Genomic DNA, 17,346 nt, shown 5'->3' on the forward strand with positions numbered 1-17,346 from the left:
AATTATAACCTAATTGATATATCTTCCATATTTCACATAATCAATATTCTTATTTTTTTATTATCTTAGCAACTTTTTCTCCGTTCGAAGTAAGTACCTTAACAGTATACAAACCTGCTGCAAGTTCAGAAATATCAATTGCGTTCGTTACATCAGAAACATTCTTAACACACAGACCTGTCAAAGAATAAATACGAACAGCTTTTACACCGGAAGTATAAATATTCAATGTATTTTCTGCTGGATTAGGTCCTACTTTAACTACTTCCTGATCCACATTCCGAATACCTGTACCACTATATTCTTTAACCACCTTCACCCAAACTGTATTTAATGCCAGGAGTGGATATGATTCATTTCTCAATTCGCAACGGAAAGTTTTACCTGCAAAATCATCTGTTTCAAAACAGAACCATCCGTCCGCCGTAGCCGATGACGGTACTATCGTTTCCCCATCCTCATTCTTCCAGGTATAGACAGTCATCTTTCCATCAATATCATACTCTTGTGACAAATCTATATCATCTCCAATTTTAATTTCATATATCTTTTCTTTTTCATTATACTCACCGATAGGAAGTCCTCCGGCAGCCAACCATTGATCTTTATAACCTGTTTTTATGATAGCACCGGTTACCGGATGTTTAGGCAATGTAGAAAAGGTATAGAGATTGTTCTCTATATTGAATAGCCAGTCAATTAGTACTTTTTCTCCTAAATTATCGGCTACAAGAGAAGTTTCGTCCCGAAATTTATTCTTGTACGCCTCAATCTGGCGTAACTTACCGGTAGAGCCGCTGATATCTAACTGTTCGAGATTCGAATTACGTTTTGTACTTATATAACAATCCTCAGTAGGGTTATTCATACATATTTTTATAGTATTAATTTGTGAATTGGCTATTTTTACTGTAGTTGCATTACAATTACTAAGTATAAAATTACCTTTCAAATCAGCAACTCCCGGAATAGCAGGATTCCATTTGTCGTCATCCTTATTAGTAATTAAGCAAATCCAGGATGCTCCACCATTGTAAGGAGCATTTTTTTTGAATCCAAAACCAAATACAGTAGGAGCATAATCTGCTGTCGCTCCGTCAGCCCAAACCTTTCCATCCGCATTTTTCCATGTATTAATATCATCCCAGCTAAATTCAGAAGCAGTGGTTACAATTCCCAAAACCTCTGCATTGCATTTTCCTTCTACAGCTGAAGGCTGTTTCATAAATGCTGCTATTTCTGCAGCCTGTACAGGATCAACATTGAAAATATGTTGTCCAAAACCTGTTGTTACACATAAAGAAAGTAATACGGTTGACAATACTTTCTTTCCAATTAAAGTAATACTTTTCATAAGTTTATTCATTAATAGTTAAACAATTATTTAGTTAAACAGGAGCCGCCATTAAACGGCTCCTATTTAATTCTTAAAAATCCAATCCATCAATCCAATTCGGATTCTGCGTAATATTTCCATTAGTCAGTACCCGGTCCTGAACCGGTATAGGATAGAAATAATCCCGATCCTCACGCCATGTACGAGGTTCATCTTCGATGTCATGGCAAATGATGTTTCCGGATGTTCCGTCAGTCAATTTAAACTCATCACCAAGTTTATAGAATTTACGAATGTTTTTCACTAATGCTCCTGACGGCCTTTTGCCTGTATAAATACAGATATCTACCTTGGCATTATCGCGAAGCGTTCCATCATTCATATCGAATACTCCAAACTTGTTTTCGCCTTCTCCTTCGTTGAGTCTCGAGAAATACATTCCTTTAAAAGGCTGTTCAAAAGTTTTGCCCTCTTTCCAACGCATAATATCATAATAGCGGAAGCCCTCAAGTATCAGTTCGATGGTGCGTTCACGACGAATTTCAAGAATAACTCCTTTATTGGCACCGGATACATTGACATATCCGGTTTCCTTCGCACTCAAGTAAGGATCAGGATTGGCATTGGCTGCCGCCATATCTATATTAGGCATCCCTACACGATCCCGGATGTGTTTGATAGAATTGTTCAAATCACTTTGTGTCAGTGTACCCCGCTCGGCTTTAGCCTCAGCAAAGTTCAAATACACTTCACTCAAACGGAACAGAATGTAATCGTTGGACGATCCTAAATAACCGTCACCCGAAGCATCGGTCACCCATTTTATAATCTGATATCCGGTAACAGAAGAGTTAAAATTCGGAGACTCTACAATATCACTATTAATGCGCGTATACCCCGGGCTTACAACTGTTTGTGTCAAGCGCGGATCACGATTCTGCATTTCATCATAATATTCCATCGTTTCGTAATTTGCCTTATCGGTAAAGCGGCTGCCATCAGTCATCAGATAACTGTTCACTACCTTCTTATTCATACCGGGACGGCCATAGGTAGGCGCCATTGTATTGTAATTGGCTTCATGCATAACACCCTTCTCTTTGTCATAATCTCTCGCCAGAATCACTTCCTGCGCTATGGCATTCATCGAAGAGAACAAGTCGCGATAAGGTTTTTCTCCATCTTTATATATGGAATAAGGGCTTGTTTTAATAAAATCATCAGATACCTCAATACACAGATCCAGGAATTTTTCAGAGCCGTCGATCCCATGGTATTTGCGGAAAGTACCTTCAAACAGACATATTCTCGACTTTAAAGCCATAGCCGTCCATTTAGTAACCCGATACAGTTCTACTTTATCAGAGATATGTGCAATGGCATAATCAATATCTTCCAGTACTTTATCCATGACAAAAGCTCTTGGATCACGCGGTTTCTTCAATTGTTCATCGCCAGAGAGAAGTGCTTTGTCACACCAAGGAACATCACCGAAGCGTTTCACTTTTTCAAAATAAAAATAAGCACGAAAGAAACGGGCTATTCCATCATAATGCTCCCGTACTTGCTGATTGGTACAACGGGAAGAGTGTTCCAGATAAAAATTGATATTCCGCAGATATCCCCAATCCCATCCACCACCGGAGGTAGGTACGGTACGGGTTCCGAGCACCTCCGAAGAGAGGTTGAAAGTACATACTACATCTTCTTTCTCACCATATCCGGACGGAGCTCCCGGAAACATCCCATAAAAATTATTTGTGGCGGTCTTCAACTCCTGCTCATTGTTATAATAAGTTTCCGGAGAAAGAGAATCCAATGGGAAGCGATCCAACATATCAGCACAGCTGCTGGTGCATAAAAGCAACGAAAAGGCATATATATATTTCTTCATATCCATCTATATTCTTAAAAGTTTATTAAAAAGTTACATCCAATCCGAAGGAGAATGTTTTGGCATAAGGATAAACCCGTGCATCAGCATCTGCCGAGAATTGTTCCGGATCAATATATTTGCTTTTCAGTTTGGTCCACGTAAGCAAGTTGTCACCACTGAAATAGAATCTTACACGATCCATCTTTACTTTTGAGGTCCACTCCTTAGGTAGTGTATAGCCGAATGTGAAATTCTTCAAACGGCAATAGGCCAAATTCTGTAGATAACGATCATTCACCTTTGCCAACGAACGATCTCCTTGTGCAGAATATCCACGCATCTTGGGAAAATAAGCATCCGGATTATCTTCCGACCAAATTTTATCCGGAAGATCTATCGGAGTAAATGAGCTATAAGGACGGGCATATCCACCCCAGAACAACATAGCATTGCCACCCGGATAACGATTTTGTTTACCTACTCCCTGAAAGAAAGCTGAACAGTCAAATCCCAACCAATTGAAACCGACATTTCCACTATATGTGTATCTGGGGCGTGAATTACCGATCACGCGCATATCACCGCGATTATTTGCAGTTTTCTCACCATCGTCAATCCGACCGCTCCCATCCAGATCGGCGAACTTCATATCACCAGCTCTCAAGCCTCTGTAGTCCTGAGAAGCAGTTTCAAGAATATTCTTACATACAAAACTATTATCTACAGCTTCCTGATAAGCAGCCGCTTCTTCATCTGTCGCAAACAAGCCCTCAATATGGTATCCCCAGATTTCTCCGATCTCCATTCCTTCGTAATAAGGCGCACTGAATTCTTTCAGGGGATTGTCGTATTTTGTAATGTGCGAACGACTATCGGCCAAACTAAGTGAAAGATTATAATTGAAAGGTTTACCCAACAAATAGAAGTTATCATTCCAACCTATCGTCACCTCAAACCCTTTTGTCCTTAAATCAGCTGCGTTCTCGCGCGGAGCATCCCTTCCGTATAAAGCAGGTAATAATTTCCCGGGAACAAGCATATCTTTTGTATCGCGAATAAAGAAATCCGCACTACAAGTCAACCGGTCATTGAAAAGCCCCAGATCAATACCAACGTTTTTATGAACAATTGTCTCCCACGTAAAGTTACCGGATACAGGATCGCCTACATTGGCATAAGTAAGAAGTTCTCCATCAAGCAAATAACCTCCCATTGAAGCCATATTCAATGACTGTATATACGGATAGCAATTGGCAGGTAAATTCTTCTGGCTTTCTTTTACTGCAATGGCTTGATTGCCAAGAGATCCGATAGAGCCTCTGATCTTCAGATTGGAAACAACATTTCTGAGGGGTTCAAAAAAGTTTTCATCACTCACACGCCATCCGGCAGAGAACGAAGGAAATATCCCGGACCGTTTATCTTTCGGAAAACGGGATGAAGCATCCCAACGCATATTAAATTCAGCCAGATAACGACCTTTCCAGTCATATCCCAAACGACCGAAATAACCTAATATAGCCCACTCTGTTTGTCCACCCTCTAAAGTTACATCTTTACCTATTTCTCCCAGGTTAAAGTCATTCAGAGTATTAGACTGTATATTCAATTTTGTACCATAAATCCGTTTGTAAGCGTTCTGTTCATAGTTGAATCCGGCTACAGCACGCACGTTGTGTCCATGGAAGCTCTGCTCATAGTTTAAATAAGCATCTGTACTATGGTAATAAATACGTTCGTCCAGCTGGCGTAACTTATTCTTAAACAAAGAGCCCGTAACTTCTTCCAATTCACCCGGATACTGTGAAAATTGAGACATAGCCGTACGCTCCATGTAATCTACGATATTATGTTTGAAAGTATAATTGGCATGGAATGAAAGCCCCTTATATATTTTGAAAATAGCACCTACCGAATTGGTATATTGCTTTTTATCTTCTACTGATTTAGAGAAACCGTCTGCTGTCATAATGTGTACACCGTCTGACGGCTGTTCACCTATCACCGGAGTTTGGAACACATGAGTACCGTCCGGATTATATGGCATCAGGAAAGGCATTGCATGGAAAGTATAATTCGGTATGTTGTTTCCATGCCCTAATCCCGGTGCTGAATATTTGGAAGAAAACATGCTGGAAGTGAAACTAAGCGAGAACAAGGAAGTAACTTCCGCATTTAGCCTTGCCCTGAGGTTTCCAGTTTTATACCGATCGGAATTCTGCACATAAATACCTCTCTGCGTATTGAAATTTCCACTAACTAAATAGTTGATTTTATCATCTCCTCCTGAGATACTAACATTGTTATCCCAAGTCGGGCGACTTGCATCGATCAGATAATTATACCAGTCAAAATTAGCATAATACATATAGGTATCTTTTCCACTCCTATTCTGTACAACTGTCCAGGGACGTTCCGGATTCTCTACTTTATCATAACGACGCGCTTCCAACTCTTTATAATCATCTTCCGTATACCGGGTATACGAGTTTCCATTATAAGAGCGCATAAATCCATCTACCAACCGGGCAGCATCATAACCGGTAGTGATGAAATCAGTCTTAGTGGTAGAGGTAGAAAAGCTATACCGACCGTTATAGCTGATTTGCATCTTACCGCTTTTTCCTTTTTTCGTAGTTACCAAAACAACTCCGAACGGTGCACGGGCTCCATAAATGGCTGACGAGGAAGCATCTTTTAATACAGAGATTGACTCAACATCACGCGGATTCAGATTATCAATGCTTCCTTCCACTCCGTCAATCAGAATCAGTGGTTTAGACTCTCCGTTGATCGAAGCAAAACCACGGATATTCATATTGGTAACCTCTCCCGGTTTTCCTGATCCGAAGGATATATTCAAGTTAGGAATAGCTCCTTGAATGGCTTGTCCTAAACTGGCTACCGGACGGTTTTCTATCGCTTTTGAATCGGTATAACCTACAGCTCCGGTAAGGTTTACCTTCTTTTGCGTACCGTAACCAATCACTACTACCTCGTCCAATGCATTATTATCTTCTTCCATTCTTACGTTAATGGTAGTCCGCTCCTTCACTTTTACGGAAAGGGATTTATAGCCCACATAGGTAAAAGTAAGCGTACTTCCTACCGGCGCTTTCATCTGGTAATTACCATCGATGTCGGTAATTCCCATTCCTACTCCATTCACGGCTACATTCACGCCAATCAATAATTCACCGGTTGCATCCGTCACTCTTCCACTTATAGTAAGTTCTTTCTCAACTTGAGCCTTCGCTTGTAATTTGGAAAGAATAATATGATTATCTTTTATTTCATAATTCAACTGTTGCCCTTCCAAAATAAGTGCAAGAACTTTTTCCAAAGATTCGTCTTTGATATTCATCGTGATACGCTGATTCATATTGACGTCATTTACATTAAAGAAAAAAGACTTCCCGGTCTGTTTTCTTACGGCTTCAAGCGCTTCCTTAACCGTTACATTCTTTAGGTTAAGCGATACATTCTGTGCCTGGATCAGGGTACACCAGCAAAGCAGCAGTAATGTAAATAGTCCTAATTTTTTTTTCATCATAAGGATTAAATAAGATTAATACGGAAAAAACAATAAAGCAGGAATCTCAAAACATAGTATACATAGATCGAAGTATTCCGGTTTATATAAGAGACAGATACGGGAAGAAATTGTGTAGTCTGAAAGCCGACTTTTTTTTAAATATATTTTAATAGAATAAAACCCACCGGAAGTCCTAACGAAACCGATCGAAGGCCGATGAGGAACGATGTAAAACATGTACATGTAAAGCAGTACGAGATGTGCATCTCGTACAGCGCGACATGTGCATCTCGTACTGTATGACATGTACATCTCGTACATCGTTCCTCACCGATAAGAAAAAGGAGGTTCAGGAATAAAAGAAAAGTATCTCTAAGAGAACAAATATTGAATTAAAGCTCATCTCTTACCCATCTCATGCCAGGCAAACAACTTTTACGAATGCGTTTTCCTGCCAGATTGGTTTCCACCTCTATCTTACGGAATGAATTAAGATGAATAGCGTTAATCAAATCTTCATCGGGGACAATACGAAGAACTCCGTTTTCATACCCCGCCGAACAATTCCAACTTTGTATCCTGCCCGTTTCATCTATCACTACATAGGCAGAAGTCAGGGTACACTCCTCCATTACTTTAAAAATTTCCTGTACTGTATTATCTCCCGAACCACCCCGTTCGCCAAAAGCACAAACAGAGTTCTCGTCATCAGGGCGTAACCAGGGACTGATCATATCCAGATATTGCTCTCCAACAATAGAATCTACCGGATGCCAGTCATGCCGTTTGTCACTCCGTTCCACACAAACCATCCCTTTTATATAAGGATCGGGAACAAATCCCCAGCGTAAATATCCATTCAAGTCCATAATCTGAGCACATGCTCCTAACGTATCCATAAAATCAGTAAGATAATGTACTTTCCCCGTCAATAAATAAAGGTAATAAGAAGCATAAATTTTCCAGGCCGTCCAACCGTGAGGAGAATTCATTATCTGATTGGGAACGAAATAGACATCGAGCGCTTCCCAATAACGAAGCGTCCCGCCCCGCATGCGACAATCGGGAATGAGTAACTGTTCCAGACACTGGTGTTTGTCCATCAAATAAACTGCTGCCGACGTATACTGCTGACGTTTGACAGAATCCTCTTCAGATAAACCGCGCAAAGCCAATTGTAAAGCACTACAGGTTATCATCCCATCTTCAAAAGTCATGTCTCCTTCTGTCTGAATATCGTCCAGACGCAACAACAGATCGTCGATTGCTTTGTAGGCCGACTTTTGATGCCTTTCGTAGCGTTCTTTCCACTGGGGAAGCCCCATAAAGTTCTTTTCGGCTGCAACCAGCTCAAGCATGGATTTTGCAGGATAAATTACAGCTGTATAATGTGTTCCTTTAGAACGATAGGCACCATCCGCGGACTGAACCTTCTCCGAACAAAGATAATCACCAATATGAGCCGCTTTCTCCAGATAACTAATCTCTCCTGTCGCCTCCCATAAATCAACAAGCATACCAATCAGCGAAGAGAAGTTTTGCACCCGGTCCGGTGCTGCTTCTTTCTTCGGAATCCAGGTCAGAGTATCTATAAAGAACGGAAGTGTACGGTTGAACCGTTCTTCAAGTCCCTTATCTTTAGAAGTATCCGGAAAATGCCGGGTGGCAAGAAAAGCAGTATAGTAACCATAGAAAGCTTCGCAACCATTGGAGAACAAAGGCGGATTCTGCGCAACAAAGTCGCGGGCATTTTTCATGTACCATGACCAGGGATGGCGTACATAAATACTTGCTTCTGCAGTTTTCCGGTTTGTGGTTGTGGCCTTAATCTGATAAACTCCTTTTTGAGCAGAAGGTACGAAACTGGCTGTATATAAGTATTCAGAAACCTTATCAACGGATAATTCGGTTAATGCAGCATCCGGAGCTTTTACAACAAGACTTTTCAAAGGATACCGGCTGTGAATATACAGACGACTCTTCTCTTTTCCGCTGATCGTGTATTTGTCACACTCAATCATCGGGGCTTGTATCCATTGAGACAAGGTTTCTTTCACTTCGGACAGCTGACCGATACCTCCCAAATGGAGTATCCACTTTTTAGTCTCGCCAGGTTTCAGCAAGATTTTGTTCTGCGGATGTCGTTCCGGTAAAGGCAAACAATGCAGCAAGTCCAGACTTGCAGTTTTTATCTGATGTCCCCATTTCCACTCCAACAAACCTTCATATACATAATTCAATGTATAGGAAGCAACCGGCTCTTCTATACCAATTCCCATAATAACCTGCCTCGGAGACATGAAATATCCCCAGGTAAAATCTTTCTCACACCGTAGTAAAGTAGGAAAGAACTTAGTGTCCCACTCCGGAAATGTTTTCATCTCTGAGTCTATTCCAATAAAAAGACGGGAATATTCCGGTTCAAAGATTTCTTTTCCCCGATTGGAGAGTATACACTCTACAATCAAATGATCTGCTGCAGGACGATAGCGGAGTGCATAATGAATAGCTCTTGTTTCTGCTTCAAAAGTGCCGGGCTGACCAGAGGATGGAGACAGCCGTATGCCTTTCCAGGCCGGACCGGCCAATGTATCCTCTCTGAAAGGAATTATTTCCCATACATTCCCTATTTGCTGCTGATATTGATGAATAACTCCACTTTCGGGATGAATGAGTACTCTCCACCCTTGTTGTTCACTACCCAGCGTCAGATAATCTTTAGCAACAAGAGATAAAGGCTGAATTATGAATACAAAAACAATGCAGTAAAAAACGAAACATTTGCGCTGCTCTTTCATGTGAATTGTATTTTGTGCTTCCCGCACGGGGAGGTGCGACAGGCGATGGTTTATTGAAACACAGATGAAAGCAGATTTTCGCAAAGAAAAACAAATAGATGATAAAGAACTACAGTCTTTTAATCTGCGTTCATCCGCGTTTCATCAGAGATTTAAAACTCTGTGTAACTCTGTGCGACTCTGTGGTGAACAGAATCAGAAAAAGAAAGAAATACTAATGATAAATACGAATCTCCTTTTTATCCATATCATAACGATAATTGAACTTATTCGTAGCTGCCATAATGTCCATAATCTGTACTATATTATCAGCTTCTATCGTGATGTCTCCATAGAATATCAAGTTCTTCAAATCATCATTTTCGAAATGAATAGCTACATCAAAAGCTCTCTCTAAAACTTTAGCAATAGTACCCAACTTCTCTTCATTAAAGAAAACATCATCATAAATCCATGAATTAGAATACTCAGCATTAATATCCTTCAAAGTCAAGACCCCGGTTCTTTTATTACAAGTTATCAACTGATTGGGTTTCATCACAATAGACTTATCATATCTACTATCGGAAAAATCAATAGAACCCTCCAAAAGTGCCACGCGAATCTCATCATCATCCTGATAGTTCTGTACATTAAATTTAGTACCCAGTACTCGCACCTTTACATTGCCCGAAGTTACAATCAAAGGTAATTCAGGATTCTTACTGATTTCAAAATATCCCTCGCCTTGCAAAGTCAAATCACGGTTACTTACTCCAAACTCGTTGTTATAACACAAAGTAGATGCCGCATTCAACCATACCAAACTTCCGTCCGGCAAACTCATCTTCACCTTTGCTTTTCGGGGAGCTTCCAAAGAATAAGTCAGAAGTTCTTTATCCTGAAAGCGTTCAAATAAGTATTGCGTTCCAATTCCTGCCATGAAAATAAGGAGCACACAGGCTGCATAGTAAAACACCTTACGAAGAGGAAAAGTCCTGCTCTTTATTTTCTTATTAGTACTATTAATGCGGGCCACGAAGTTCTTGTAAGCCTGTTCTTTATGAAAACGGGATTTCTCTGCGGAACCGGCAGAAACTAACCATGACTCTTCAAACTGCCGGAAATAGGTTTCATTTTCGGCAGACTCCTTTACCCATTTCCTCAAAGCCTGTAATTCTTCGGAAGAAATGCTCCTCTCCAGAAAAGAGAGTATTAAGCTATCTATATTTGTTATATTTTTCTCCATAATCTATAACTAAGACAAGTATCTCGTGTTTTTGTGTAGTCTGATATTTCTATTTTGTTTCAAAATTATTAAATGATCGTTAATAACACAAGAATTGATATCACATAATCCTTTAATTCTGCCCTTAACTTCATCAACGCATTTTTCATATGATACTTTACTGTATTAACAGAGATATTCAACGTACTCGCTATCTCCTCATATTTCATATTATCAAAACGACTCATCCGGAATACTTGCCGACACTCGGGCGACAAGCTATTTATCACCTCATTTATTTTATTTTCCAATTCCTGTTCAAGCAAACTCTCCAACGGATGTTTACTTTCGATAAAAAACAGCTCTTCGATAGCCGCTTTATCTTCATATTGATTAATACTGACCTCCCGTTGCACATATTCCTGCTGAAGATAGTTGATACATCGGTTTTTCACGCTTCGCACCAGATACGACCGCAGTGAATATTTAATATCCACACTCTCTTTTATTTCCCACAAATTATAAATGATTTCTCCTACTATCGTTTCCGATATAAAATTATCCCTCAGATAACTATCTGCAATCAAGCACAGGTAATCATAATATTTATCAAAAATAAAACGGAAAGCACACTCATTTCCCTTTTTCAAATGCTCTATGACATTATTATCAGTGATAATAACGGCATCTTTTAGTGTAATAGCCATAGTTAATTCCCAGATCGGCTTATTATTTTAGCCAAATTAAGTAAAAGATTTGATTGTTGTACTTCAAAGATAAATAAAAACATTTGTACTATTCACAAAAACTCATTATTTACTTCTGCTGCTCAAATAGCCAATCCATAAAATCAGGAAAATTAAAAGCCGGATTCCAGGAAAGATGATCACATCCATAGAATTCAATATATTCGACTTTAGCACCGCATCTTTTTAATACTTCATAAGCTTGCCTGGAACACTCTACAGGCACAGCCATATCCTTTTCTCCGTGAAATATCCGAAAACATACTTTCTTTGCTTTTGGTAACCGCTGTACATTCACAGATCCGCAAATAGAAACAGCCGCTGCAAAAAGATCCGGAAACCGGCATACCATATCGTAGACACCCATTCCTCCCATCGACAAACCAATAACGTATATCCTGCCGTTATCAACCTCAGGCTTACTCATATAATCATCCAATAAGTTTTTCACCTGAGTAATAAAAGGGCTCATCTCGAATGTTTCCGGGAAACTACTTCCATTAAAGTTAGAAGGCTCAGTAATAAAAGGACCAAAGTTTTTTTTAGGACATTGCGGAAATATTACAAAAGCCGGAAACTTTTCTCTATTTACCGGATTGAGAAATAATCCAGAGCCATGTTTTAGTTGAGTTTCATTGTCATTCCCACGTTCTCCCGCACCATGTAAAAACAAAACCAAAGGGTATTTCTTTCCGGAGCAAAGATTATCCGGTTGTAAACATCGGTAATAAAGCGTATCTTCTCCATTGGAAGTAACATTATACTTATAGGCATATTGCTCCTGTGCTTCTATAGTAGTGCTCCACAAACCTATTATTACCAAGAAAAAACAGGCAGAAAACACCTTTGCTTTCCTGCTCACGTGATGGTTTTTCATAATTGACTATAGTTTATTCAAAGTTTTAATGTATTTATCATAAGACAGGAATATAAGAAAACAGGGTAGTAAACAGATCGATTTTTAACAATTAAAATATTCCGGAGAATCGTACAATAACATAGGAGAGTGATAAAAGAAAAACGATGGCTTAACAAGGAATAGTTCAGCCTGTCAAGCCTGTATAATATGGTAAGCCAAAATACGTACTTAACTATGTATTAAATACGTACTTTTATATACAAAGAGTACGTACTTTCTGATATGAAAAATACGTACTCTTATACAGATAAAAAATAATAGTTCCAAAATCCGTTAATAATGTTAAATCAAGGCAGATTAAGATATTAATTCATATTTTAAAGCCGGAAACCATTTCTCCAATATATTATCCACTTTGGACTCTATTTCAGGGGTAATGTGTCTTTTTACTTTCTTATATGCTATCATTATGGCTGCCATTTCATCTACCCATCCGATCACCGGCCACCGCCTTGTAGATATCAAATCAATAGGTAAAACTAAATAAGAAAGAGCAGAAGCAATCAAAAGTTTATCCGACAGTGGCGTTTCCGGACTCCTTAACACATAGTAAAGAGACAATACCGGACGCATTGAAGTGCGGCCAAGACTTTTACCCATATCTTTGATATTCTCTAAAAGTTGATCCAAATCCCAGTTTGCAAAAAATTTATTCATAATCATAATTCTTTTATAAGTACTGATTCAAAATTAGTATACTCTATAAATACGAATTTATTGAAACGCAAATGAACGCAGATTTTCGCAAATTAGGTTGCTGCGTTATGCTTGAAAATAATATCCCTTACAGAAAATCTGCGTTCATCCGCGTTAATCTGCGTTTCAATAATAACCCGCTAAATAATCATTTAATTGTGATGTATTGCTTTTATACTTATTTATTATAGGCTGACTTTTTCTTTTTTCTAATCCAATAATCAGCTCCCAACAGTCCCAAAGATAGTAGAGCGATGTAGCTGTAAAATCCTAAAAGTGAAGAGGATGCTCCTGATGGCTTCCAACGAGGTATAAAATCAACCACACTAAAGTCTAAATAGAAAAACAAACAATACACTACCAATGCTATCAATACAGTAACGGCAATAGTCAAAGAAAAAACAGTGATCCGTTTTCTTCGTCTTTCCATTTTCAGAGCTTCAGCCCGTACTTGTTCCATCATACGGAAGGAAAAATTGGAAGGAAGTCCAGTCGTTTCCCTCCGTTCCAAAGCTTTCTTAATAGTATTATTTCCATTCACATCCATAATCAACCCTCATTCATTAGTAAATATAACTTCTTCCGAACACGGTATAATCTCACTTTAACATTGGCAACGGTTAATTTTAAAATTCCTCCAACCTCTTCTATCGATTTCTCTTCATAATAGAAAAGAGTTATTAACGCTTTTTCCTCTACACCCAACAAATCAACAGCATGTGCCAAACGGGAAATACGCTCTTCATCATCCGTTGGTTCAAATAAAGTTGCCACTTTTTCATCCGGTACATTATTAATGGCATTCTCCTCTATATAAAGAAATTCATGCTTCTTTTTACGGGTAGCCGATATAGCCGTATTGTAAGCTATCCGATACAGCCAGGTAGAGAAAATACAATCTCCCTTATATCCACTCAGATTCTTAAAAGCTTTCAAAAACACATCTTGTACCAGTTCTTCAGCATCTTCGGGACAACCCACAATCTGCACAATCAATGAATAAAGAGGACGACCGTAACGATCGAGAAAGACAGAAAAACATTCTGTTTCTCCATTCAGGATTCGTGCGATGTATTGTGCTTCTTCGTTCTGTACCATGATATCCATTAGACGCAAGGAGAAGAAAAAGGTTACAATCAGTAGTAAGTAGATAGTAGTAAGTAGTAAGAATCTATGCAGCATATTGGCGTTGCCATTCCAAAAGGATTCTAATTACCAACTACTGGCTACTTACTACTATCTACTTACTACTGATTGTAACCTTTTTCTTTCTTCTGCGTCAAACAGTACAAAGAACGAAATTATTCATTTAAAAACATACAATTATGATGGATTTTATTATGGTTCCGCTTATTATGGGAATTATCACACTGGGAATTTATAAATTGTTTGAACTCTTTGTTTGTAGACGCGAACGAATGGCGATTATTGAAAAGCTAAGTGACAAAATTACAACCACCGACCTGAATGGAAAATTTTCTTTGCCAGACTACAGTCACAACCGGTCCTTTGGTGCACTAAAAGGAGGATGCCTGATGTTCGGTATAGGATTAGGACTGTTAATAGGTTTCATTATCTGTGCAATCTCTATTCCCCGCTATGTATTTATGGAAAATATCAGTTGGAATGTACGCCAAATGACCAGCATCATTTATGGTGCCAGCGTATTGCTATTCGGAGGGGCAGGACTTATCACTGCTTTCCTTATTGAAAACAAAATCAGTAAAAAAAACAAGGAACAATAAACAAGCTGACATAGGCTATGTCAAAAGCCTGATAAAGCTATCAATATGTGACTTTAGAAACGCAGATTAACGCAAATTGGCGCAGATGCAATTTTTACTTTGCACAAATTAGCGTTAATCTGCGTTCCATTGGTAGCTAATACAACTTTTGACATACCCTCTTATGCTCAACTATCCGATATAAACATTCACACAAAGATAAATGTATAGTTCTTCTTCCTGCTGCTCAAACTCAATTTTATCTTCTCTGGCCAACCAGCCAAGAGCTGCTCCCAATTCTTTGTCTTTCAGCCCGGATTTCCTTTTAAGGCTACCGTAGCTCCACTTTTCATTGTTGCAAAGTAATTGCCAAACTTTCCCGGCATTCAAGCCTATCTCCATTTTATCCATTTAATACAGTTATTTAGGGGTTAAAATACAATCGGTTACCATTTATGCTTTAAAGTTAACAAATCAGCACAAATATAGTTATTACAAGAGTACTAAAAATCTATTACACAAGGCATTTTTAACACAATTATCATCTTATAGGCCAATACATTACTGTTCTTAGCATACGTTAAACGTACAACCTTTTTCCATTACAATATGTTATTTCATTATTACATTAACCTATAACTGAATAACAAATATGGCAAAGAAGGTAGCAAATCAACTTGTAGAGACATTGATTGAAGCAGGTGTAAAACGCATTTACGCAGTCACAGGCGATAGCTTAAACGAAGTGAATGAAGCCGTAAGGCAAAACGAAGAAATAAAATGGATACATGTCCGCCATGAAGAAACAGGTGCCTATGCAGCCGGTGCAGAAGCACAACTAACCGGATTACCAGGATGTTGTGCAGGAAGTAGTGGTCCCGGACATGTTCATCTGATAAACGGGCTTTATGACGCTCAACGCTCGGGTGCACCGGTTCTGGCTATTGCCTCCACTATTCCTACCGGAGAATTCGGGACAGAATATTTTCAGGAAACAAATACAATCAAATTGTTCAGCGATTGCAGTTATTACAACGAAGTGGCAACAACTCCTCAACAATTTCCCCGTATGTTACAATCCGCTCTACAAACCGCAACCACCCGCAAAGGAGTTTCCGTAATAGGACTCCCAGGTGACCTGGCAAAAAAATCGGCAGTTAATATAGATTCTTCCGTTCATATTTATCCAAAAGATTCTTCGGTCTGTCCTGCAGAAGAAGACTTAATACAACTGGCAGCAATGCTGAATCACTACAAACGTATCACACTATTTTGCGGTATTGGTTGCAGAGGGGCTCACGACGAAGTTATTCAACTATCCGAAAGGCTCAATGCCCCGGTTGCCTATACTTTTAAAGGAAAAATGGAAGTACAATATGATAATCCTTATGAAGTGGGTATGACCGGACTTCTGGGAATGCCTTCGGGCTACTACAGCATGCATGAAGCAGAAGTACTGGTTATGTTAGGAACAGATTTCCCCTATTCTGCTTTCTTGCCCGATGACATAAAAATCGCTCAGATAGATATAAAAGCTGAAAGACTGGGACGCCGCGCCAAAGTAGATATCGGCTTATGTGGAGATGTAAAATCAACACTACAAGCACTTCTGCCGATGTTACAACAGAAAAAGGACGACTCATTCCTGTTAAAGCAACTGAAACGGTATGAAGGTGTGAAAAAAGATCTGATTGCTTACACCGAAGACAGAGGAAAAGAAAATCTGATTCACCCGGAGTACGTCATGTCCGAAATAGACAAGTTAGCTTCTGATGATGCTATCTTCACCGTTGATACGGGAATGACCTGTGTATGGGGCGCCCGCTATTTACAAGCAACAGAGAGACGCCATATGCTCGGTTCTTTCAATCACGGCTCAATGGCAAACGCATTGCCACAAGCCATCGGTGCAGCACTGGCTCGCCCCGACCAGCAAGTTATTGCACTCTGTGGTGACGGAGGATTGTCCATGACACTCGGCGACCTGGAAACCGTTGTACAATATAAGCTTCCGATAAAAATCATCGTATTCAATAATCGTTCCTTAGGCATGGTGAAGCTCGAAATGGAAGTAGACGGATTGCCGGACTGGCAAACCAACATGCTCAATCCGGATTTTGCACAAGTAGCAGAAGCAATGGGAATGACCGGATTTAATGTATCAGATCCCGACAAGGTGCTCACTACCCTATACAATGCCTTCGAGATAGACGGTCCTGTTCTGGTTAATATCATGACTGATCCGAATGCGTTAGCCATGCCTCCTAAAATTGAAATAGGACAAATGGTCGGTTTTGCACAATCCATGTACAAACTATTGATTAACGGACGCTCACAAGAGGTAATTGATACAATCAATTCAAATTACAAACACATAAGAGAAGTATTTTAGAAAATCTTCTTTCTGAAATAAGATCAGTAATAATATGTAGATTTGCAATAAAAAAGCAAACCTTCAGTTATAATTGGAAGAGTGTGCACCTTTACATTACAAAGGCGTACACTCTTA

Annotated in this window: 13 protein-coding genes; 2 read left to right on the forward strand and 11 right to left on the reverse strand. The window is 39.3% G+C overall.

The window, feature by feature from the left end; all coding sequences use genetic code 11:
- Positions 1–49: 49 nt before the first annotated feature.
- The 10 genes from K8P02_RS12855 to K8P02_RS12900 form a co-directional block, all read right to left on the reverse strand.
- Complete coding sequence (locus tag K8P02_RS12855; protein ID WP_007486111.1) at positions 50–1,354, reverse strand: T9SS type A sorting domain-containing protein; 1,305 nt, start codon at positions 1,352–1,354, stop codon at positions 50–52.
- A gap of 73 nt (positions 1,355–1,427) precedes the next feature.
- Positions 1,428–3,236 carry a RagB/SusD family nutrient uptake outer membrane protein gene (locus tag K8P02_RS12860; RefSeq protein WP_044158531.1) on the reverse strand — a complete coding sequence of 603 codons (1,809 nt, stop codon included), beginning with the start codon at positions 3,234–3,236 and terminating at the stop codon, positions 1,428–1,430.
- 19 nt (positions 3,237–3,255) lie between these two features.
- Complete coding sequence (locus tag K8P02_RS12865; protein WP_223381342.1) at positions 3,256–6,765, reverse strand: TonB-dependent receptor; 3,510 nt, start codon at positions 6,763–6,765, stop codon at positions 3,256–3,258.
- A gap of 374 nt (positions 6,766–7,139) precedes the next feature.
- Complete coding sequence (locus K8P02_RS12870) at positions 7,140–9,545, reverse strand: hypothetical protein (protein ID WP_025868019.1); 2,406 nt, start codon at positions 9,543–9,545, stop codon at positions 7,140–7,142.
- Positions 9,546–9,759: 214 nt separating this feature from the next.
- The gene (locus tag K8P02_RS12875; RefSeq protein WP_025868018.1) at positions 9,760–10,773 is read right to left on the reverse strand and encodes a FecR family protein; all 1,014 of its coding nucleotides are present in this window, start codon (positions 10,771–10,773) and stop codon (positions 9,760–9,762) included.
- Between the two features lie 68 nt (positions 10,774–10,841).
- A complete protein-coding gene (locus tag K8P02_RS12880; protein ID WP_007486103.1) occupies positions 10,842–11,459 on the reverse strand; it encodes an RNA polymerase sigma-70 factor in 618 nt (205 codons plus the stop codon).
- Between the two features lie 109 nt (positions 11,460–11,568).
- The gene (locus K8P02_RS12885) at positions 11,569–12,375 is read right to left on the reverse strand and encodes a carboxylesterase family protein (RefSeq protein WP_007486101.1); all 807 of its coding nucleotides are present in this window, start codon (positions 12,373–12,375) and stop codon (positions 11,569–11,571) included.
- A 339-nt stretch (positions 12,376–12,714) separates the two neighbouring features.
- Positions 12,715–13,074, reverse strand: coding sequence for a YkvA family protein (locus tag K8P02_RS12890; protein WP_002560918.1), 360 nt, complete (start codon positions 13,072–13,074; stop codon positions 12,715–12,717).
- A 217-nt stretch (positions 13,075–13,291) separates the two neighbouring features.
- A complete protein-coding gene (locus tag K8P02_RS12895) occupies positions 13,292–13,660 on the reverse strand; it encodes a hypothetical protein (protein WP_002560917.1) in 369 nt (122 codons plus the stop codon).
- A 2-nt stretch (positions 13,661–13,662) separates the two neighbouring features.
- Positions 13,663–14,211, reverse strand: coding sequence for an RNA polymerase sigma factor (locus K8P02_RS12900; RefSeq protein ID WP_025868015.1), 549 nt, complete (start codon positions 14,209–14,211; stop codon positions 13,663–13,665).
- A gap of 230 nt (positions 14,212–14,441) precedes the next feature.
- Here K8P02_RS12900 and K8P02_RS12905 point away from each other — a divergent pair, with 230 nt between their 5' ends.
- The gene (locus K8P02_RS12905; protein ID WP_002560915.1) at positions 14,442–14,858 is read left to right on the forward strand and encodes a DUF6249 domain-containing protein; all 417 of its coding nucleotides are present in this window, start codon (positions 14,442–14,444) and stop codon (positions 14,856–14,858) included.
- Positions 14,859–15,029: 171 nt separating this feature from the next.
- Here the strand turns inward: K8P02_RS12905 and K8P02_RS12910 are convergent, their stop codons facing one another.
- The gene (locus K8P02_RS12910; protein WP_002560914.1) at positions 15,030–15,248 is read right to left on the reverse strand and encodes a winged helix-turn-helix domain-containing protein; all 219 of its coding nucleotides are present in this window, start codon (positions 15,246–15,248) and stop codon (positions 15,030–15,032) included.
- A 241-nt stretch (positions 15,249–15,489) separates the two neighbouring features.
- Here K8P02_RS12910 and K8P02_RS12915 point away from each other — a divergent pair, with 241 nt between their 5' ends.
- On the forward strand, positions 15,490–17,229 hold the full coding sequence (locus K8P02_RS12915) for a thiamine pyrophosphate-dependent enzyme (RefSeq protein WP_025868014.1): 1,740 nt from the start codon (positions 15,490–15,492) through the stop codon (positions 17,227–17,229).
- Positions 17,230–17,346: the final 117 nt, after the last annotated feature.

This window comes from Bacteroides nordii (assembly GCF_019930665.1).
Classification (GTDB): domain Bacteria; phylum Bacteroidota; class Bacteroidia; order Bacteroidales; family Bacteroidaceae; genus Bacteroides; species Bacteroides nordii.